Here is a 21,105-nt window from a genome sequence, read left to right on the forward strand (position 1 = left end):
GTTTAAATACTAATAATTGGTTAACTCTCTGTAACTTGAGTTGCTTAGAATTACTTCACTTCTTCAAAATCTCCCAGTTTCCAGCTTCCGTTAAAAGCAGCTCCTTCTGGTCCATAAATTCGGAAATAAGCAAACCAGCCTACATTTGGTATTGTTTTTATCCATTGTCCTTCTTTTCCTGCCGGAGCTTTTGGTCCAAAATACAAATCAACACTGTTTCCCCCTATTTTATCTTTTAATTCAAATAAAGAACGCAAAGCGGCTTTGTTTTGATCTGTATTCACCTGACTTCTTGTTTTTGCATCATAAATCGTAACCGACCAGAATAACTTAGCAGGAACCGGCGTAGGAACGGTTAATTTGTATGTTTTGCTTCCGTCTACATATTTTCCTGTATTATCTTTAAGTCCAAGCCAGTATAAAGAACCTGCTCCTTCTTTTCGTCTAAACATTGAAGGCGAAGCACCAATTGCCTGATAAAACCAGGTTTCGCGAGCGTCAAGATCGACGTAATCCGGTGTATTAAAATCACCATCTTCAAATCGAAGCGCCACCCATTCCCACTGGCGGTCTTTCCACACAATTCTATCATCCCGGCGGTCAGCAAAGGATTGTACACGCATTTGTGCATTGGCAATTTTTGCCGCTTTTTCGAGTATCCCTTTCATACGGGCATCCGGGCTAAATGCTTTCCCTTTTTTAATACCCAATATGGCCAGTTCGCCATAATAGTTTCGATAACCTTCAAAAACAGGTTCGCGCTGTATAACATCGTTTAAATTTTCCCAGTATTTTATACTGTTTTCCCACCCTAGCGGCGTTGTATTTTGATGCTTATTAGTAAAATCAATCCAGTCCGGATCTTTCCAGTCTGCCGGTTTATTCAGCGGATAAACCTTAACTGTTTTAATACGCACAATTGCCGCATTAACATCACCGCCTACCGGAAGCGAACGTATGCCAACGGTTAAATTATTTGATGAAGATTTCCAGACATGATAACCAGAAGCAGGAACTACACCTTTATAATCCGGAGGAAGAAGCAGATGTCTGCCGCCATTTCCGGCATCAGGACCAGGAATTCCCATATCGGCAACCCAGCGCTGGTTTACATCCATAGCCACTACAATAAGCGGTCCTTTTGGAATATCAATAATCATGGGGCCTTTTGATAAATCTATCGGAATTGGTCCATAAGGAGTATCTGAATTGAGCGTAAAACCAATTTGTCCGGGTTTCGTATCCAATGTACCAAATGATTTATTGGGTTTTACATTTATACTGTCGTTTCCTTTTACGATAGCTTCGCCGGAAACACTAGGATAGAAAAACTTGTAAACTTGTATGGCTCGTGTCAGATCAGCATCATCATATGCTTTTTTAATAGTGGCTTCGGTTGGATAACCGCCTGCAAATTCATAGCCCGAGCCTTCATTAGTTGAATTAGTAGAATTGTTCGTCGTTTCAGTTTCTTTTTTACAGCTTGTCATCACTAAAAACAACAAACAGATATAAAATAATTTCTTCATGAAAATCGATTTAGAGGGTTAAACTTCAAAAGATTATCAAAGTTATTACCACCTGCCTATTTTAAATTATTAAAGCTCTTAAATTAGGTTTCATATTATAATTTGAAACGAAGTTTTGTTTTTGAACAATTCACAAAAAGTCGTTCTGTACACTGTATTCACACAAAATAATTAATTACTAAGGCAATAAATATTTCAATTACTTGTTTTTATAAATAAGAGTTAATGTGCTCAATTATGTCACATTTATATGATAAATAAAAAAGAAATATGAAGAAAATATTGTTTTTAATTATAGCCGGAGTTTCTTTTCAGGTTCATTCGCAGGAAGAACTTAAAGGAAAATATCAGCCCGTGCAGCCTAAGAATCCCGAAACCAAAGAAGTCATTCCTCCAAAAGAGACACCGCCAACTGCAGAACCTACTCTTGCAAAAGATCCAATTGTACTGCAGATTAATCCGGAAGAGCTTTTTAAAAATAATGCTTTGTATAAAAAAGAAGCCAATGTGGAAGGTATTTTTTATAGAAGAAATGAATATTTAGGAGGTTTTATAACTAAATCAGACGTATCGACAGTTCGTTATCGAGATGCCGCTTTTGTAGACGGAGATAAAATAAGAGTCTATTTAAATGATAAAGTGATCGAACCGGAAGTTTTACTGGACGGAGAGTTTAAAGGCTTTAAAATAAACTTAGTAAAAGGAATTAATAAAATTGATTTTGAAGCTCTGAACGAAGGTTCTGCTTCTCCTAATACTGCCGAATTTCAGGTTTTTGATGACAAAGGCAAAGTTATTGAGTCAAGCCAATGGAATGTGGGTACGGGTTACAAAGCCGTAATCATATTGTATAAAGAATAAAAGCTAAATTTTAACACTTGCCGAAAAGCCTTAAAGGTTCCTTTTTAAACTGGAATTTTTAAGGCTTTTTTCGTTATCTAAAGCCAGATTTAAAAAGTTTTACTGAAACAGTGTTGCATTTAAAAATAAGAATTCTATATTTGCAACTCTGTGGCATTAATTAAGTGCAGATTCATTTGAATGAAAAAGAATTTAAAATGTATTAATATTCTGCTTCCGCTGGTAGTATTGTTTGCAATACTATTTCCGGCGATTCATTCGTATGAACATATCCACAATCACAATTCAAATTCTAAGAAAACAGAGCTGCATCATACAGCTAAAACCGAATTTAAAATACACAAGCATCATGAAGAATGTGCTATTTGTCATTTTAAATTCAGCCCCGTTACTACATTTACTTTTGAACCTTTTGAATTTTACAAAAACAGCTTCATAACTTCGTTTGTTGTTTTTTATTCAAAAAGTTATTCCAGCTATTTTAAAGGCTCTTTATTTGCACTTCGTGCACCTCCCAGAATTTAAGAAATAGTCATTTCAAAAATTTATCATTTCGTATTTACTTAAACTCAAAAATCAGAGAACTGTCTTCTATGCTGTAATTGCATCTTAGTTTACATGCTACAAAAGAGCATATCACTTTTCTGTTTATAGCTTTTAAGTTTACAAAAATACGGCTCAACAGCTGTACTATTTACAATTTCATCAAATCAACTTCAACTACTTTTTGTTGCTGTTTTGTTTTGAAATGACCATTTCCTATTTCCCATAAACATACTTTGTACGATCTCTAAATGAGATATTTACTGAATTTAACTTAGCGCAAAAGCGTCTGAGCGGTCATTGTTATGCCCAATTCTAAAATTCTTTGACAAAGTATCTTCTACGTAATTTCAAAACAAATATATGAAACGAGTAAAGACCAAATCTCACAAAATCAAAGCATTAAAACACATCAGTGTTTTATTTCTAAGCATTTTAACATTCACTTCGTGCAGCAATGACAACGATCAGGAAACAGCTGCATTATTAAAACCTACAATCGATAAAATTGAACTCGGATTAGGCAACAATGAAATCGGCGTTATTGGTAAAGATTTCCACTTTAATGCCGAAGTAACTGCTGGTGACAAAATAGAAAACATACAAATAAAAATTGTGCAAATAAGTACTGAAACGTATTCAAAAGTATGGTCGCATGAAATAAACTGGACGCAGTATGCAGGAGCCAAAAATACCATTGTACACAAACATTTTGATATTCCAGCCGATGCTGCAGAAGGCAAATATGAATTTATCATAACGGTAAACGATCAAAATGGTACAAAACTCGAAGTAAAGAAAAACCTAAACATTTATACTACTGAAAATCTGCCAGTAAACCCGACGGCTGTAGTATTTAATGTGTTTAAAAACGATTCTTTTTTCTATAGAAAAGGAAAATATTCTCAGGAAGGAAGCAGTTTTACAACGACAGATAAATTCTTCTCGCAAGTATCGCTTTCTGGCGTTAAAGGAAATGGAAAAATGTATTTGTTATTAATCTATAAAAATGCCAAACACATTCCTGAAAGCATTGATCAGATTGATTTTAGTAAAGTAATTGTTTATGATGTTGTTGAACACAAAGACATAGCCGAAACAGGCACTTTTTCGAATACCATTACAGACGCCAATTTTAATATTGTACGCGATATGCCTTTGCTGCACATTGGCGCTGTAAAAGATAATAATCTGCCAGCACCACAAGACATTACAGGAACAAGAGCCTGGACATCTGGCGATTATCTGTTTTTAGCCGTGTACAAAAACACTACTTACAATATCAATTGGTCTCAGTCTATTAACATTCCAATTTCTTTATAAAAACAAGAATTCATTAAATAATTTAAATGATATGAAACCTCTAAAATCTACACTTTTCTTTTTGGTATTAAGCGCTTTTTTTACAGCCTGCAGCAGTGATAATGACGCAGTTGACAAAGAATATCCAGTAATTATTTCGAATGCTGATGCATTTCCTATTCAATGCAGTCAGGTTACGCGCGGACAAAAATTCACTTTTCGTGCTTCGTTCAGCGATAATGCGGCTTTAGGATCGTACAGTCTTGATATTCATCACAATTTCGATCATCACACACACAGCACCGAAGTATCTGACTGCGAAACAGATCCGATAAAAAAACCAGTAAAACCAATGCTGTATATTAATTCGGTTACCATTCCTGATGGTTTAAAAAACTACGAAGCCGTACAGGAAATTACAATTCCAGAAGATGTTGATCCAGGCGATTATCATTTTATGATCCGCTTGACAGATAAAGAAGGCTGGCAGACCCTTAAAGGTTTAAGTATTAAAATTTTATAATCTGATTTAATGATTGAAAATAAATCAAATAGAATCTTGATTTACCTGTTTTTTGGTTTTGCCTTTTTTATAAAAGCACATGCTCAGAACAATACAGAAGTAAAAGAACTTGAAGAAGTTATTGTTACCGATCAATCTGAAAAACGTGCCAAAAAAGAGGCTTCTCTAAATGTAGAAACCGTAAACAGCAGTTTTATTCAGCGAAATCTGGGTGGCAGTCTTATGCAGTCTTTACAGCGAATTCCGGGTGTAAAAACTATTTCTATTGGCTCTGGCGGTTCTAAACCGTTAATCCGCGGACTTGGCTTTAATCAGGTTATTGTGGTCGAAAACGGTATTAAACACGAAGGGCAGCAATGGGGCGCCGATCATGGTCTTGAAATCGATCAATATGCAGTTAATCGTGTAGAAATTATAAAAGGACCTTCGTCGTTTATGTACGGTTCAGATGCAATTGGCGGTGCTGTCAACATAAAACCCGTGCCATTTCCGAAGAAAAATACACTTGGCGGAAACATCGATTTTACGGCAAAAAGCAATAATGAACAAATAGGAAGTTCACTGAATTTATTTGGAAGAAATGAAAACTGGTTTTTCGATACCCGAATTACTTCTTCCGATTATGGAGATTATCGCGTTCCTGCTGATGTCGTTCATGTTTACAATTACGCTGTGCCTTTGTATAAAAACCGACTGCGTAATACCGCAGGACGCGAATTGGATTGGCATGTAAGCGCGGGATTTGTGGGAGAAAAGTTTAAATCATCTTTCTATTTCAGTAATATTTACAGCAAAAGCGGCTTTTTTGCGAATGCACACGGACTCGAACCTCGCAATGTAGATCTCGAACTTCACGACAAATCAAGCCGTGATATTTTGATGCCGTATCAGGAAGTTACGCACACTAAAATAAGCAATACCACTTCGTTTGAAATCGCAAATCATAAATTCCAAACGCAGTTAGGCTTTCAGAAAAACTTTAGACAAGAATGGAGTCATTATGTCAATCACGGCTATATGCCTCCTATTTATCCTGCCGATATGTATGCACCGCAGGATTTGGAAAGACAATATGATAAAGAAGTTTTTTCTGTCTCTGTAAAAGATGAATTTTCGATTGGAAAACATCAAATTACAGTTGGTTTAAATGCCGAAAAACAGCAAAATCAAATCAACGGCTGGAGTTTTTTAATTCCTGCTTTTAATCAGTTTAACAGTGGATTATTTGCTTATGATAAAATACAGCTGAATGAGTTGTGGATGCTTCACGGCGCAGTTCGTCTGGATTACGGCAAAATCGAAATGAAACAATACACAGATTGGTTTGAAAGTGAGGTTTCGCACAACGGACAAACAGTACAGGAATATTTAAAACGATCTGAAGATTTAGCCAAAACATTCAACAGTTTTACATGGTCTGCAGGTGTAAATTACAATCCTGGAAAAGTCTCTTTTAAAGCCAATGCCGGAACGAGTTTTAGAATGCCTATTGCCAAAGAACTGGCTTCAAACGGTGTGAATTATCATTATTTCCGATTTGAAAAAGGAAACCCAAATTTGGATGCTGAACGTTCTTACCAGTTCGATTTAGGAATTGATTGGCAGGAAAATAAATGGTCGGTTCAGCTGAGTCCGTTTTTTAATTATTTCCCCAATTTCATTTATTTAAATCCAACTTCACAGCATGATATTTATTATGGTGCAGGAAATCAGGTTTTTGAATATCAACAGAGCGAAGTGGTTCGTTATGGAGGTGAATTGCAGGCAAAATATCAGTTTCTGCAAAATCTGAGCGGTGAAATTCTGGCTGAATATCTGTATTCAGAACAAATTTCGGGCAGTAAAAAAGGGTACACACTTCCCTTCTCGCCTCCTGCCTCGGTTTTGTTTGGCATTAATTATACTCCGGAAATTAAGCATTTAAAAGACACTTATTTTTCACTCGATTATCGTTTTACAGCACAGCAAAATCAGATTGTTCCGCCAGAAAAAACAACAGCTTCCAGTCAGGTTTTTAATCTTGGTCTGGGCACAAAATTACAAACTGCAAAACAGGATTTTATCTTTTCACTGCAAATTCAAAACCTATTCAACACGCGATATTTAAATCATACGAGCTTTTACCGACTTATCGAACTTCCCGAAATGGGCAGAAATATTATTCTTTCTGTAAAAGTTCCTTTTTTAATTCATCCATAAAAATTACAAACAAATTTTAATACCCAAAACTCATGAAAAAAGTAAAATCGATTCTTTTATTTTTAATGACAGCTTCCGTCTTTACTGCCTGCGACAGTGATGATAATAATGAAGCTGCAAAACCAAAAGCCGAAAATATTGAAATTGGAACAGCCAATAATAAACAAGCTTTAATTGGACGTGATTTTCATTTTAATGCCGACGTAACCGCTGGCGATAAAATTGCAAATGTAGAGCTGAAAATACTTCCTAAAACGGGCGAAACATACACAAAAGATTGGAAATTGGAGTTTACATGGCCTCAATATAATGGAACAAAAAACACCAATGTTCACAAACACTTTACGATTCCTGCTGATGCCGTTGAAGGCAAATTTGATTTTGTATTTAAAGTAACCGATGAAAACGGATCTGTACTTGAAATTAAAGAAACTATTACGATTACAGATCCTGCGAATATGCCTGTAGATCCGGTAATTGGGCGCGATATGCTGTCCCGAAACGATGATCTGATTTATTATATGGAAACTTGGGTTGAGCCTCAGTTGATCTTCAAAAAAAATGATAAACTAACGGCTCATGCACAAATCAGCCAGATTATGGGCAACGGAGTTTTATATTCTGTTTTAATTAAAAAAAGTCTCGATTATCATCCTGAAAGTATTGATAATCTTGATCTTAAAAAAGTGATTATTATTTCTAAAGTAGAACATAAAGATCTTGGACCGGCTTCTAAAATTACAACACTGCAAAAAATAAACGATGTCTATGGAGGCGAAAGTATTGTCGTTGGAGCTGAAAAAGATAATGAAGGAAATGCGATAACTGCCGAAAAAGCCTGGGAATCTGGCCAATACAATTGGGTTGTGCTTTATAAAAACACTTCTTATAACGTAAGCACTTATAAATCAATGCCTGTTACGCTAAACTTTTAATCCTGAATCATTTAAATATTAACCCTAAATACATTTAAACAATGACTAAAAATTATTTCAAACTGATGTTCTTAGCTGCTTTTTCGCTTTTTGCTGTTTCCTGCAGCAATGACGACGACAATACTGTGGAAACTCCAGATGAAGCACTGACCGAATTTAAGTATTTGAGAATTTTACTTTCTGATGAAAAAACAACGCAGCTTACACTTGTAAATCCTGTTGATGCAACGTCAGCATTCTTTAATGCTAAGTTTGCCAAATCTTCTCTTTATACAACTGAATCTGGAAGATATGCCGGAATTGTACACAGACTTGACAATACGGTTGAAACTTTTGACAGCGGATTTGAAAGCCACGGCGATCACGTTGATGTTGACGGAGTGCCGCAATTTGGTGCTTTAATCGGACAATCTGCAATGCCGACTCATTTTAAAAGTAAAATTGGAGAAATCCTGACTTTTAATGACGGTGACGGAACTTTATCTGTGGCAAAAGAATCGGAAGTAAATACTGCCGGAGCGAAATTTAAAACCATCAATGCCGGGCTTTTGGCACATCACGGTGCAATGGCAGCTTTTGGAAACGGAACGTATGCTATTACAGTAAAAGACAATTCGGTAACAGGAACGCTTCCTGAAAAAGTAAAAATTATCGACAATACTGGTAAAACTTTATTCGAGCCGACTCTTGCTACAAAAGGAATTCATGGAAATGCTTCTGACGGAACGTATGCTGTTTTTGGTTCTGCAAGCGGTGTTTTGGTTGTAGAAAACAATGGAAAACAAAAACTGATTGCTTTTCCTGAAGATTTTGGAACTGCTTGGTTTGGAACAATCTTAGAAACTGATTATAACGGAAAATTTGTTGGTTTTACAGCTGCAAAAGGTGCTTATATCATTGATGTGGTAAACGGAACAATGAAACCAATTATTCAAAACACAACAATTATGCAGTGTAAAGTGAGTTACAATCATAAAAAACTGGGTATTTTATTGCATTCTGGAGATTTTAAACTTTTTGATCTTAACAACCTTCAGGTTGAAAAAGAAGTTAAAGTTATCAGCGAAACGGCTTCAGACGCGACATTAAAACCACAAATGCAATTAACGCAAAATTTTGCTTACATCACTTCGCCTTCAACTGGAGAGTTATTGCAATTTAGCTTTGAAAAAGGATCAATTGTAAATAAAATTAAAGTTTCGAATACGCCATATATGATCACAATTCTAGGGTTTGAAAATAGCGAAAGTCACTAAAAATAAGACATCAGCTATTGGAAAAGCGTGCTTTACAGCACGCTTTTTTTGTTTATGTAAAACCAGTTAATTAAAAAAAAGTAAAAAATATTTGTTTTTATGACCAATCGGTCATATATTTGCAGTGTAAAATTTAGTAATCATGTCAAAAGGCGAAGAAACCAGACAATTTATTATAGAAAAAGCGGCTCCTATTTTTAACACAAAAGGAATTGCTGCAACTTCTATGAGCGATATTATGGAAGCTACCAAATTGTCTAAAGGCAGTATGTACGTTCATTTTGAAAACAAAGAAGTATTAGCCTGTGCAGCTGTCGATCATAACATGAAAATACTAAACACTAAACTTCAAAATGCATTAGCTAAAAGCAAAACTTCAAAAGAAGTATTATTTGCTTATATCGACTTTTTCAGCGATCCCACACATCCGCCAGTTATTGGAGGTTGTCCGCTGTTAAATTTCGGAACAGAAGCAGATGACACCAATCCTATTGTAAAAGAAAAAGTAAATAACGTTATTAAACAAGGACAAAAGTTATTGTCTGGTGCGATTGAAAAAGGAATTGAAAATAAAGAATTTAAACCCGATTTTAATCCATCTGAATTTGCAACAGCAATGTTTGCCATGTTAGAAGGCGGACATTTAATGTCTAGAGTTTCGGGAAATAATGACAAAATGAAAATCGTAGTGAAAACGCTTAAAAATTTAATCGACCAAAATAGTCTCTAATTTTTTTTATCAAAAAAATGACCGATCAGTCATATTTAAAATAAACAATAACAATAACAATAGCAATAACAATAGCAATAGCAATAACAATAGCAATAACAATAGCAATAACAATAGCAATAGCAATAGCAATAGCAATAGCAATAGCAATAACAATAGCAATAACAATAGCAATAACAATAGCAATAACAATAGCAAAAACAATAGCAATAACAATTTCAAAAACAACAAACCATAAACAACAAACCATAAACAACAAACCATAAACAACAAACCATAAACAACAAACCATAAACAATAAACCATAAACAATAAACCATAAACAATAATCTATAAACAATAAAAAAGTAAATACCATGTCAAAAACAATTTTAATTACAGGAGCATCAAAAGGTTTTGGAAAAACCTGGGCAGAAGCATTTTTAGCAAAAGGATACAAAGTGGCCGCTACAGCCCGAAACGTTGAAACTTTAAAGGATTTAAAAGAAAAATACGGCGAATCAGTTTTAACTTTAAAGTTAGATGTAGATAACCGCGAAGAATCATTGGAAGTTGTTCAAAAAGTAAAAAATCATTTTGGAACTATCGATATTTTGATCAACAATGCAGGTTACGCTTTAACCGGAGCAATTGAAGAAGCAACTCAGGACGAAGCAAGAGCACAATTTGAAACGAATTTCTTTGGAACTTTATGGCTTACTCAAGCAGTTTTACCTATTATGAGAGATCAAAAAAGCGGTCATATTATTCAGGTTTCTTCAATTTTAGGATTAGGAACTTTACCAACAATGGGACTTTACAACGCTTCAAAATTTGCTATTGAAGGTTTAAGCGAAACTTTGGCATCTGAAGTTAAACAATTTGGAATTAATGTTACGCTTTTAGAACCAAACGGATATGCATCAAATATTTGGCACACCGGAATAAGCAGCGAAAGCAATCCTGTTTATGATGATCTTAAAAAAGCATTTTCTGAAGCAGAAACTTCTTTTGGAAAAGTAGAAGCGACTGCACCAGCAATTGTAAAACTGGTTGAAAGTGAAAATCCGCCATTGCGTTTGTTATTAGGAAAAGTAGCTTTACCTTTCGTAAAACAAAGTTACGAGCAAAGACTGGCACTTTGGGAAAAATGGAATGATGTTTCTGTTGAAGCTCACGGATAATTAAAATCTCAACATAAAACAAAAAGGCAGCCTTTACAGACTGCCTTTTTGTTTTATAAATTCTTACTTACGATTTAAGAGAATCCATATCAATAACAAAACGGTATCTTACGTCGCTTTTCAGCATTCTTTCATACGCTTCGTTGATTTCCTGCATTTTGATAATTTCAACTTCAGAAACAATGTTATGTTCACCGCAAAAATCAAGCATTTCCTGAGTTTCGGCAATACCACCAATTACAGATCCTGCAACGGTTTTTCTTCCCATAATCATAGGCACCGTATTTAAAATTGGTTCTAAACCTCCTAAATACCCTACTAATACAAGAGTTCCGTTTATATTTAAAGTTGCTACATAAGGATTTACATCATGTACATAAGGAACGGTATCAATAATAAGATCGTATTTTCCGTGAACTGATTTCATCTGCTGGTCATCTGTTGAAATAATTACAGAATCAGCACCCAAATCAATTGCATCTTGGATTTTTTCGGGAGTTCTGGAAAACAATGTCACCTCTGCTCCTAAACCTTTTGCCAGTTTAATTGCCATGTGACCTAATCCTCCTAAACCAACAACGGCAACTTTAGTTCCTTTACCAACATTCCAGTGTCTTAAAGGCGACCAAGTTGTAATTCCTGCACAAAGTAAAGGCGCTACCGCCGCTAAATTTAAGTTTGAAGGCACTTTTAAAACAAAATGTTCATCTACAACTACTTTTTCAGAATAACCGCCGTAAGTATGTCCGCCAATGTGTTTATCACGTCCATTGTAAGTTCCGGTAAATCCATTTAAACAATATTGCTCTAAATCTTGTTTACAGCTTTCGCAGGTATGACAAGAATCGACCATACAGCCTACTCCTGCTAAATCACCAACTTTAAGTTTTGTAACTTCATTCCCCACTTTCGTTACTCTGCCTACAATTTCATGCCCCGGAACCGCAGGATACTGACTTCCTCCCCAGTCATTTCTCGCAGTATGTAAATCAGAATGACAAACCCCACAGTATAAAATTTCGATTTCGACATCTTTTGCCAAAACATCTCTGCGTGCAATTGTCATTTCTTCCAGCAATGCGTCTGCTGCTTTTGTACCAAATGCTTTTGTGTTACTTGTATTCATATTTTTTTAGATTATTAAGTTGTAAAATTAAAACAGCTTTTTTCCTTAAAATAACAGAAAAGAAACATTTACTTATGAAATTCAAACAATTCTAAAATATAAATCTTGGGGTAAAATCGACAAAAGCTAAACCGAAAAAGAGAAATAACAGTCGAATAAATGTGTTTAAATAGAGTCATTTATGCAATTTTATCTTTTGTCTTCTATCAAATTTAATAACTTTATCGTGAATAATAAAAGCATTATTATTTTTAAAATACATCAATTTCTTAAAATGGATATATCTGCAATTCTGGATCAAATATTTCAATTACCTCAAGAGTCAAAAAAGAACTTACTGCTGACAACCAATCTTGTATGTTATCCTAAAGGACATATTATACTAAAAGCCGGCAAGGTAGAATCCAGCATTTATTTCATTAAAAAAGGAATTGTAAGGGCTTATATTGATGAAGACAACAGTGATGCCACTTTTTGGTTTGGCAAAGAAGGAGAAACCATTATTTCGATGAAAAGTTATGTTGAAAATCAAAACGGATATGAAAATATTGAACTTTTAGAAGATTGTGAACTTTATGAATTAAAAACCGCCGATCTAGACCGATTATTTAATTCTGATATTCATATTGCCAACTGGGGACGAAAATTTGCAGAACGGGAACTTATAAAAACAGAAGAAAGACTAATATCAAAGCTTTTTAAAAATGCTTCTGAACGTTATATTGATCTTCTTAAAAATAATCCCGAACTTATTCAAAGAATTCAGTTAGGCCATATTGCCTCATATCTGGGGATTACACAGGTAAGCCTGAGCCGAATTCGGGCTGAGTTAAAATAATTGCTTTTTTTATCATTTGTTAAATTTATTCTGAATTCTGCGAAGGAACTTTGCACCAAAATTATTAATTATATGAATTGGATTATTTTAATTGTTGCCGGTCTTTTTGAAGTAGCCTTTGCAACGTGTCTGGGAAAAGCAAAAGAAACGACCGGAATGGAAATGTATTACTGGTATATTGGCTTTTTTGCTTCGCTGACAATAAGTATGCTGCTGCTGATAAAAGCAACTGAAACACTCCCAATGGGAACCGCATACGCAGTATGGACAGGAATTGGTGCCGTAGGAACGGTTTTAATGGGGATCTTTATTTTTAAAGAACCGGCGACTTTCTGGCGTTTATTTTTTCTGGTAACTTTAGTAAGTTCTATTGTTGGACTTAAAGCTGTTTCGCATTAATTGAATATTATATCGTATTAAAAAATCCACTTCAGATAAAGTGGATTTTTTTTTGCTGCTTCTAATTGTTCTTTCTTTTTAATTAATGCATTTTTAGCATCAATTAATAAAAAATAAGCATTTTACATCATTAGTATCTATTTTATATTTGTCAAAAAAATATAGAAATTAAAACATGAATTTAAACTATTGTATTAAATCTTTTGATGAATTAACTAATAACGAATTGTATAATCTGCTGCGTTTAAGAAGTCAGATTTTCGTAGTAGAACAAAACTGTCCGTACCTTGATCTGGATAACAAAGACCAGAAAAGTTTTCATTTATTGTATTATGTAAACAATGAATTTGCGGGCAGTACGAGATTAGTTCCGGCTGGATTATCATTTGAGGAAATTTCTATTGGAAGAGTTGTTATAGCCGATACTCACCGCGGATTGGGTTTAGGCAAAAAACTAATGGAAGCTTCCATTGCTGGCTGTCGGGAAAAATTTGGAAATGGACCAATTCGAATTGGTGCGCAGTATCATTTATCAAATTTTTATCAGTCTCTGGGATTTGCTGAACAGGGAGAAGTTTATGATGAAGACGGGATTCCGCACATCGAAATGCTTCTTAATAATACTTCTACGGAAGAATAAGCTTTAAAACATTGGCAAGAACCGGATTATGATCTTCGGCTCTCCAATTGATATAAAGATCTGTTTTTTCCAGCGGAAGTTTAATAAAACGAATCCCGGATATTTCATGATAAAGATACGAATCTGGTAAAATAGCAATTCCCAGACCTTTTCGAACCAAAGCAATAATGGCCGAACCAAATTCAGAATGAAGATAAACTTCGGGAGCATTTTCAAAAGAATTAAACAAACGCTGAATCAAATCGCTGTAACTGCTGCCTTCATCAGTAGTAGGTAATATAAATTTTTGATTTGCAAGTGTTTCTTTTGTCAGGTCTTCCGGTTTTTGGTAAGGATGGTCATCGGGCACAACAATAGCCAGATTATCTGTATAGATTTTTTCAGATTTTATATCGCGCGCATGGTTAATGTCTCTGGTAATCGCCAGATCTATTTTATAAGTTCGAAGAAATTCCTGCTGATTTTCATACAATACCTGAACCAGTTTAATTTTTAGTTTTGGAAAAGCTGTCGAAATTCGGGACAAAATATCCGGCATAAGCGAAGCAGAAATAGAATCAGGATGAGAAATCGTAATCGTACCGCTTTCGCCTAAATGAATCTGGCGTGCAGACTGATGAATATATTCGAGTTCACTAAGTTCTACTTCCCATTTTTCCTTTAGGAATCTGCCGGCGGCCGTAAGCTTAACATTGCGTTTGTTACGCTCAAACAACTGAATGCCAAGCTGGTTTTCAAGAGACTGGATCTGGCGACTTAATGCCGATTGTGTAATATTCATTTTTCCGGCCGTATTCCAGAAATGAAGTTCGCGGGCAAGAGCCAGAAAATATTTAATCTGTTGTAAATCCATTGATGCAAATTACGCATTTAATGAAACAAAAAACAGGTTTTAATGCATTAATAAATAAAATTATGAATAACCTAAAAATAAATAAAGCTCAAATTAGTGATGCCGCTAAAATCCAGACTATTGGCAGAATCACTTTTTCTGAAACATTTTCTGATGTTAATTCTGAAGAAAATATGGTCAAATATCTCGAAGAAAGTTTTGCTCTTGAAAAACTAATGGCAGAACTCAGCAATCCTTCTTCATTTTTTTATCTCGCAGAAATGGAAGGAAAAGTAATTGGCTATTTAAAACTAAACACAGGAAATGCCCAGACAGAAAAGCAGGAAAACAATGCTCTGGAAATTGAACGTATCTATGTTTTAAAAGAATTTCATGGCAAAAAAGTGGCTCAGACACTTTACGATCAGGCTTTAAAAACGGCTTTAGAAATTAATGCTCAATATATCTGGCTTGGCGTATGGGAAAAAAATTTCAGAGCAGTCAGTTTTTATACCAAAAACGGCTTTGAACAATTTGATACACATATTTTTAAATTAGGAGACGACGAACAAACTGATTTAATGATGAAAAAAGTTTTAGCTCATGAATAACAAACAAATTATACTCATATTGCTTATTATTGGAACTGCTTTTTGGGGAATTTCCTATTCAGTCACCAAAATGGCTATTGGAAATTACTCTCCGGCAGTATTCTTATTTTATCGTTTTTTACTCGCAGTATTAGTACTGACCGTTATTTTTTGGAAACATGTTAAAAACATGACCTTTGAAGCTGTTAAAACCGGAGCCGTTCTGGCTGTTCCAATGTTTTTAGGAATTCATTTGCAGACTGTTGGTTTACAATATACCGATGCTTCACAATGTTCATTTATAGCTGGATTATGTGTAATTATTATTCCGTTAATAAAACTTACGGTTTACAAAACCAGTCCGCCTTTAAAAATCTGGGTGGCTGCTTTAACCGCCTTAACCGGTTTGTTTATTATTGCTGTAAAAGAAAAACTTACCATAAACATTGGCGATTTATTTACCATTGCGGGTGCTTTTGGCTTTGCGGTTTATTTAATTTCGGTTGAAAAACATTCGGCTTCAAAAAATCTTCTGGCGTCTATTGTTCCTATGTTTGCATTTTGCGCGTTGTTTACTTTTCTTGTAGCACTGTCTGATCAAAATGCTGATTGGTTCCCGGAAAGCAATACTTTTTGGATGGGCATAATTTATTGTGCTTTATTTTCTACAGCATATATGTACACCATTTCAAATATTTCGCAGCGTTATTTATCTGCCGAAAGAGTGGCAGTCATTTATTTATTTGAACCCATTTTTGGAGCCATTGCCGCTTTCTTTATTTTAGGCGAAAACCTTTCTCTAAGGCTTCTTTTAGGCGGAAGCCTCATATTTGCCGCAACACTGATTTCAGAAATAAACTTCAAAAAAAATAAACCCCTTTTACGGATTAAAAAGAATACAATTTAAACCCTTCAAAACTCCATTCCTCTCGAATGGAGTTTTTTTATTCATAAGAAAATTACCGCTTATTTGCTGATAATTATATAATTACAAATTTTAATCGTATAAGCAAAAAAATCACTTGTAAAGTAACTTTGGTATACATTAATTTCAAAAGCATCTTTATATGATTTTTTATGTCATTATACAGCTAATTCTGGTTTCTATTGCAGCCACTTCAGCCATGACCTGGTTTAGTTATGCTGTGTCCAGGAGTTTTAGAGAATTATATAAAGAACCCGTACTTTTGTCATACGCCATTAGCATATTGAAAATTGATCTTTCAACACAGGCAAAAAAAACGTGGGGCTGGTTATTACATTATATAATCGGGTTTTTATTTGTAGTTGGATATCACATTATTTGGGTAAAGGACATATTGCCAATTTCACCGTTAAGCGCTCTCCTACTAGGAGTTATCAGCGGTGCAATTGGCATAATCAGCTGGATTTTTATTTTCAGGGTAACCCATCATCCCCCAATTGATATTAAAGGTTACTACATTCAGCTGTTCTTTGCCCATATAATTTTTGCTATTGTCGCAACAGTCTTCTACTCTATTACTTTAACGCTTTTAATACTTACCGGAGCCTATGTCACTGTCTAAATACAATCAAAAAAGAGATTTCAAACAAACGCGGGAGCCAAAAGGAAAGATTGAAAAATCAGCCAGCGAATTAATTTTTGTGGTTCAAAAACACGCGGCGTCGCATTTGCATTATGATTTTAGATTAGAAATGAACGGCGTTCTTAAAAGCTGGGCAGTTCCAAAAGGACCTTCATTAGATCCTGAGGTAAAACGTCTGGCAATGATGGTTGAAGATCATCCGTACAGTTATAAAGATTTTGAAGGCACAATTCCTGAAGGAAATTACGGTGCCGGAAACGTTATTGTGTGGGATCATGGAACATATACTTCTGACGAAAAAACAAATTCTGATGAGAAACAATTACTTTCTGATCTTAAAAAAGGACGTTTGAGTTTTATTTTAAAAGGAAAAAAACTTAAAGGTGAATTTTCATTAGTAAAACTTCACGGAAAACAGGAAAATGCCTGGCTGTTAATTAAAAAACAGGATAAATATGCGGCTGATACTGATATTTTAGAAAAAGATAAATCAGTCATTTCTAAAAGAACTCTCGAAGAACTGGAAGCAAAAGCAGAAAAAATTACTCAAAAACCGGAGATAAAAGCAGTCGAGAGTAAAACTTCAAAAAGAAATCCTAAAACAAAAATCGTCAAAGCGTCATTTATGAAACCTATGCTTGCCACGAGTACAGAAAAACCGTTTGATGACGAGGATTGGATTTTTGAAAACAAATATGACGGCTACAGAACTGTTGCGGTTATCAATCCTGATTCTGTAGAATTGTTCAGCCGAAACGAAATTTCGTTTAATGCTAATTTTAAACCGGTTGCCGAAGAATTAAAAAAAATAGATCACACAGTGGTGCTCGATGGCGAAGTTGTAGTTGAAAATGATGCAGGACGAGCTGATTTTCAAATGCTTCAAAATTACCTTAAAACCGGAATTGGCAATCTAAAATATTATGTTTTTGATTTACTGAATTTAGACGGAAATATTGTAACCGAACTATCACTTTTAGACAGAAAAGAACTTCTTAAAATTTTATTTAATAAATATTCGTTCGATAATATTTTTTATTCTGAACATACTGTGGGCGACGGAATGCAGCAATTCGAAAAAGCACGCAAAAAAAGCAGTGAAGGCATTATTGCCAAAAAAGCAGATAGTTCGTATTTGGTGGGAAACAGAAGCAGTAACTGGCTCAAAATTAAACTTTCTAATGAAGAAGAAGCCATTATTATTGGAATTACAGAACCTAAAAATTCACGAAAATATTTTGGCGCCATTCTTCTGGGGAAATACGACGGCAAAAAACTGCAGTACATTGGAAAATGCGGTACGGGCTTTACAGAATCTGTTTTAAAAGAACTGTATTCTAAACTGGAACCTCTTTTTACTGATAAATCTCCGCTTGCAGAAAAAGTGCCTTTAAGAGATAAAATTCAATGGGTTAAACCCAAAACTGTATGCCAGGTAAAATACTCAGAATGGACCGAAGATAACCATTTAAGGCATCCGGTTTATCTGGGATTAAGAATTGATAAAAAAGCCGCTGAAGTAACTTTTAACGGAAGTAGTTCTAAAATTACAGACAAACAAAGCACAAACACTCAAAAAACAACTAAAATGACAGATTTAGAAGAACATAAAACAGAAAATGATTATGATTTGAAAGTGGGAAAAACAGTTCTTCATTTAACAAATCAAAATAAAATATATTATCCGGCTGACGGAATTACAAAAGGTGAAATAGTACAGTATTATAATGAAGTTTCATCGCTGATTCTGCCTTATTTAAAAAATCGTCCGGAGTCGCTGAATCGTTTTCCTAACGGAATTGATTCGCCAAGTTTTTATCAAAAAGATATTGATCTGGATAAAACGCCTTCATGGCTTAAAACAGAAAAAATATTTTCTGAATCGAATAATGAAAACATCGATTATTTGATTTGTAATAATAAAGAAACACTGCTTTATATGGCAAATCTGGGCTGTATTGAAATGAATCCGTGGAATTCTACCATAAAAAATATTCATAATCCTGACTGGCTAGTAATGGATTTGGATCCGGCTAAAGAAGATGATTTTGATGTTGTTATTAAAACCGCGCAGACTGTAAAAGAAGTTATGGATGAATTAGAAACAGAATGTTTATGCAAAACTTCCGGAGCTACGGGTCTTCATATTTATATTCCGCTTGGAGCGCAGTACGATTATGACTCGATTAAAATTTTAGGCGAACTTATTGCCAGAGAAGTACAAAGCCGAATTCCGGATATTACTACAACTGAACGAAGTATTAAAAAAAGAAACAATAAACTTTACATCGATTATCTTCAAAACCGTCGCGGGCAGACTTTAGCAGCGCCTTATTCTGTTCGTCCAAAACCAGGGGCAACCGTTTCTACGCCTTTAGAATGGAGTGAAGTTAACGACAAATTACATCCTTCGCAGTTTACTATTAAAAATGTTTTACAACGTTTTGAAAAGAAAGGCGATTTATGGAAACCGGTTCTTTCAAAAGGCGCCAACATCAAAAAAATTATTAAAAAGCTTGAAGAAAATCAGCAGGAAAAATAAAAAAAAGACTAAGAAGATATTTTCTTCTTAGTCTCTAAACTTGCTTTTAACATCGACATTAAATCGTCGCTTTGTTTGTGAACCACTTTTAGTTTTGGAGAAGTTTTTTGTACTTTTCCTTTTGCTTTCTTTTTAATAATATCTAAAAGTTTAGCGGTATATTCGTCTTTAAAACCCGTAATATCAAATTTCTCTGTAAGCTGGTCGATTAGTTTTTCGGCCATATCCATTTCTTTTGTTGATTTTTTAGAAACCGCCGGCAGTTTTAATTCGTCTGTCGCTCTTATTTCCTGTTCAAATCGTATTCGGTTTAAAACAATTACGTTTTTGTATGGTTTTAAAATCGCCAGACTTTCTTTATTTCGCAAAACAAAACGTGTTACGCCCACTTTTCCAGATGCCTGAAGTGCATCGCGAAGCAAACCATATGCATTCATAGCGCCTTTATCCGGTTCCAGATAATAAGGCTGTTCGTAATAAATACTTTGAATTTCTTTTTCGAGAGCAAAACTTTCAATATCAATTGTTTTTGTTTTAACGGCATCTGCGGCTTCAAAATCAGAATCTTCTAAAATGACATATTTATCATCCAGCTTATATCCTTTTACAATATTAGCAAAATCGACTTCTTTGCCTGTATTTTCATTAACGCGTTTAAACTTTATATTGGCGTGATCTTTTTTGTCGAGCATATCCATATCAAGACTGCTTTCCTGAACCGCCGAAAACATTTTAATTGGAATATTTATCAATCCAAAACTAACCGAACCTGTCCATATTGATCTCATAACTTTTTCGTTTAAATTGTAACTTAAAAGTAAATCATAAACAGGTTTTTTATTTTATAACTTCATTAGAATGTTTTATAAAATAACGATCACAAAATAAACGGTTTACAAAATTCATTTTATTGTTTTTTTGAAATAAAGCTGAGGCTGAAAATCATCTTTTTCAGTTTCGCATTCAAATTCAAAACGTTCATATTCTGAAGTCTGCAATGCCTGAATTAATTCCTGATCGCATTCAAAAACTTTTGTCCAGATTATGTCATGTTTTCTTTGAAAAGCAATTTCTTCTGCCCTTTTCAGTAATACATTTATATCATCGGCATTAAAATGAATAATATCTTTTAAGGCAATGGCTTTTTGCGCTCCCAGATTTTCGTTTGAAAGTCGGGAAGAATCTAATTTTAAAAACGACTGCGGATTCTCGTTGTCATAAACCATTAGTATTTCAATCGAAAAATCATTTTGGATTCGGAATAATTCTTTTTGCGAAAATTTTTCTTCGGCGTATTTATCTACTGCCTCTTTTTGATTAAATAAACGCTCATAAAACTGATGCGCCTCGTTTTCCATCCAAGTCACATTATCATTAATTATAACTACAAATCGTGCTGTTTTGCTCATATTTATTTTAATATTGATGAAAAGCAAATTTGCAGGGTTTATGTTTTTAAGAAAAGAGCAATATGACTGTTGTTTTGTGCAAAAGGGCTTTTTTTGAAGGTTCTAAGGTACTAAGGAGCT

22 protein-coding genes are annotated in these 21,105 nt (G+C 34.5%); 16 read left to right on the forward strand and 6 right to left on the reverse strand.

Features of this window, described 5'->3' with window-relative positions; translation table 11 throughout:
- Nucleotides 1–50 precede the first annotated feature (50 nt).
- Nucleotides 51–1,529 carry a DUF1254 domain-containing protein gene (locus ABD859_RS10700; RefSeq protein WP_345144051.1) on the reverse strand — a complete coding sequence of 493 codons (1,479 nt, stop codon included), beginning with the start codon at nucleotides 1,527–1,529 and terminating at the stop codon, nucleotides 51–53.
- A gap of 270 nt (nucleotides 1,530–1,799) precedes the next feature.
- Here ABD859_RS10700 and ABD859_RS10705 point away from each other — a divergent pair, with 270 nt between their 5' ends.
- From ABD859_RS10705 to ABD859_RS10740, 8 genes are all read left to right on the forward strand, one after another.
- Complete coding sequence (locus tag ABD859_RS10705) at nucleotides 1,800–2,390, forward strand: hypothetical protein (protein WP_345144054.1); 591 nt, start codon at nucleotides 1,800–1,802, stop codon at nucleotides 2,388–2,390.
- A 180-nt stretch (nucleotides 2,391–2,570) separates the two neighbouring features.
- The gene (locus tag ABD859_RS10710) at nucleotides 2,571–2,915 is read left to right on the forward strand and encodes a hypothetical protein (RefSeq protein WP_345144057.1); all 345 of its coding nucleotides are present in this window, start codon (nucleotides 2,571–2,573) and stop codon (nucleotides 2,913–2,915) included.
- A gap of 381 nt (nucleotides 2,916–3,296) precedes the next feature.
- Nucleotides 3,297–4,256: a DUF4625 domain-containing protein gene (locus ABD859_RS10715; RefSeq protein ID WP_345144060.1), complete on the forward strand. Its 960-nt coding sequence runs from the start codon at nucleotides 3,297–3,299 to the stop codon at nucleotides 4,254–4,256.
- Between the two features lie 31 nt (nucleotides 4,257–4,287).
- Nucleotides 4,288–4,758, forward strand: a complete 471-nt coding sequence (locus ABD859_RS10720; RefSeq protein WP_345144063.1) for a DUF4625 domain-containing protein — start codon at nucleotides 4,288–4,290, stop codon at nucleotides 4,756–4,758.
- Between the two features lie 9 nt (nucleotides 4,759–4,767).
- Nucleotides 4,768–6,957: a TonB-dependent receptor gene (locus tag ABD859_RS10725; protein ID WP_345144066.1), complete on the forward strand. Its 2,190-nt coding sequence runs from the start codon at nucleotides 4,768–4,770 to the stop codon at nucleotides 6,955–6,957.
- Between the two features lie 32 nt (nucleotides 6,958–6,989).
- A complete protein-coding gene (locus tag ABD859_RS10730) occupies nucleotides 6,990–7,892 on the forward strand; it encodes a DUF4625 domain-containing protein (protein WP_345144069.1) in 903 nt (300 codons plus the stop codon).
- Nucleotides 7,893–7,933: 41 nt separating this feature from the next.
- Nucleotides 7,934–9,148 carry a hypothetical protein gene (locus ABD859_RS10735; protein WP_345144073.1) on the forward strand — a complete coding sequence of 405 codons (1,215 nt, stop codon included), beginning with the start codon at nucleotides 7,934–7,936 and terminating at the stop codon, nucleotides 9,146–9,148.
- 142 nt (nucleotides 9,149–9,290) lie between these two features.
- Nucleotides 9,291–9,878, forward strand: coding sequence for a TetR/AcrR family transcriptional regulator (locus ABD859_RS10740; RefSeq protein ID WP_345144076.1), 588 nt, complete (start codon nucleotides 9,291–9,293; stop codon nucleotides 9,876–9,878).
- Between the two features lie 25 nt (nucleotides 9,879–9,903).
- On the opposite strand, the gene ABD859_RS10745 is transcribed toward ABD859_RS10740, so the two are convergent.
- Nucleotides 9,904–10,236, reverse strand: coding sequence for a hypothetical protein (locus ABD859_RS10745; RefSeq protein WP_345144079.1), 333 nt, complete (start codon nucleotides 10,234–10,236; stop codon nucleotides 9,904–9,906).
- Here ABD859_RS10745 and ABD859_RS10750 point away from each other — a divergent pair.
- Nucleotides 10,235–11,041: an SDR family NAD(P)-dependent oxidoreductase gene (locus ABD859_RS10750; RefSeq protein ID WP_345144082.1), complete on the forward strand. Its 807-nt coding sequence runs from the start codon at nucleotides 10,235–10,237 to the stop codon at nucleotides 11,039–11,041. The genes ABD859_RS10745 and ABD859_RS10750 overlap by 2 nt on opposite strands.
- 67 nt (nucleotides 11,042–11,108) lie before the next feature.
- On the opposite strand, the gene ABD859_RS10755 is transcribed toward ABD859_RS10750, so the two are convergent.
- Nucleotides 11,109–12,167 carry an NAD(P)-dependent alcohol dehydrogenase gene (locus ABD859_RS10755; protein ID WP_345144085.1) on the reverse strand — a complete coding sequence of 353 codons (1,059 nt, stop codon included), beginning with the start codon at nucleotides 12,165–12,167 and terminating at the stop codon, nucleotides 11,109–11,111.
- Between the two features lie 274 nt (nucleotides 12,168–12,441).
- Here ABD859_RS10755 and ABD859_RS10760 point away from each other — a divergent pair, with 274 nt between their 5' ends.
- The 3 genes from ABD859_RS10760 (at nucleotide 12,442) to ABD859_RS10770 (ending at nucleotide 14,044) form a co-directional block, all read left to right on the forward strand.
- Nucleotides 12,442–13,005: a Crp/Fnr family transcriptional regulator gene (locus ABD859_RS10760; protein ID WP_345144087.1), complete on the forward strand. Its 564-nt coding sequence runs from the start codon at nucleotides 12,442–12,444 to the stop codon at nucleotides 13,003–13,005.
- Nucleotides 13,006–13,077: 72 nt separating this feature from the next.
- On the forward strand, nucleotides 13,078–13,404 hold the full coding sequence (locus tag ABD859_RS10765) for a DMT family transporter (RefSeq protein WP_345144090.1): 327 nt from the start codon (nucleotides 13,078–13,080) through the stop codon (nucleotides 13,402–13,404).
- A gap of 175 nt (nucleotides 13,405–13,579) precedes the next feature.
- The gene (locus ABD859_RS10770) at nucleotides 13,580–14,044 is read left to right on the forward strand and encodes a GNAT family N-acetyltransferase (RefSeq protein WP_345144093.1); all 465 of its coding nucleotides are present in this window, start codon (nucleotides 13,580–13,582) and stop codon (nucleotides 14,042–14,044) included.
- Here ABD859_RS10770 and ABD859_RS10775 read toward each other — a convergent pair.
- A complete protein-coding gene (locus ABD859_RS10775; protein ID WP_345144096.1) occupies nucleotides 14,031–14,897 on the reverse strand; it encodes a LysR family transcriptional regulator in 867 nt (288 codons plus the stop codon). The two genes, ABD859_RS10770 and ABD859_RS10775, sit on opposite strands and share 14 nt — an antisense overlap.
- A gap of 62 nt (nucleotides 14,898–14,959) precedes the next feature.
- Here ABD859_RS10775 and ABD859_RS10780 point away from each other — a divergent pair, with 62 nt between their 5' ends.
- The 4 genes from ABD859_RS10780 to ligD all read left to right on the forward strand — a co-directional run bounded on the left by ABD859_RS10780 (nucleotide 14,960) and on the right by ligD (nucleotide 19,576).
- The gene (locus tag ABD859_RS10780) at nucleotides 14,960–15,487 is read left to right on the forward strand and encodes a GNAT family N-acetyltransferase (protein ID WP_345145545.1); all 528 of its coding nucleotides are present in this window, start codon (nucleotides 14,960–14,962) and stop codon (nucleotides 15,485–15,487) included.
- Entirely contained in the window at nucleotides 15,480–16,373 is an 894-nt protein-coding gene (locus tag ABD859_RS10785) for a DMT family transporter (RefSeq protein ID WP_345144099.1), read from the forward strand. The genes ABD859_RS10780 and ABD859_RS10785 overlap by 8 nt, the downstream gene beginning before the upstream one ends.
- A 160-nt stretch (nucleotides 16,374–16,533) precedes the next feature.
- Nucleotides 16,534–17,013: a hypothetical protein gene (locus ABD859_RS10790; protein ID WP_345144102.1), complete on the forward strand. Its 480-nt coding sequence runs from the start codon at nucleotides 16,534–16,536 to the stop codon at nucleotides 17,011–17,013.
- Nucleotides 17,000–19,576, forward strand: a complete 2,577-nt coding sequence (ligD, locus tag ABD859_RS10795) for a DNA ligase D (RefSeq protein WP_345144104.1) — start codon at nucleotides 17,000–17,002, stop codon at nucleotides 19,574–19,576. The genes ABD859_RS10790 and ligD overlap by 14 nt, the downstream gene beginning before the upstream one ends.
- A gap of 8 nt (nucleotides 19,577–19,584) precedes the next feature.
- On the opposite strand, the gene ku is transcribed toward ligD, so the two are convergent.
- The gene (ku, locus tag ABD859_RS10800; RefSeq protein WP_345144106.1) at nucleotides 19,585–20,364 is read right to left on the reverse strand and encodes a non-homologous end joining protein Ku; all 780 of its coding nucleotides are present in this window, start codon (nucleotides 20,362–20,364) and stop codon (nucleotides 19,585–19,587) included.
- A 114-nt stretch (nucleotides 20,365–20,478) separates the two neighbouring features.
- The gene (locus ABD859_RS10805) at nucleotides 20,479–20,985 is read right to left on the reverse strand and encodes a hypothetical protein (RefSeq protein ID WP_345144108.1); all 507 of its coding nucleotides are present in this window, start codon (nucleotides 20,983–20,985) and stop codon (nucleotides 20,479–20,481) included.
- Nucleotides 20,986–21,105: the final 120 nt, after the last annotated feature.

It is taken from the genome of Flavobacterium ginsengiterrae (genome assembly GCF_039539785.1).
GTDB lineage: Bacteria > Bacteroidota > Bacteroidia > Flavobacteriales > Flavobacteriaceae > Flavobacterium > Flavobacterium ginsengiterrae.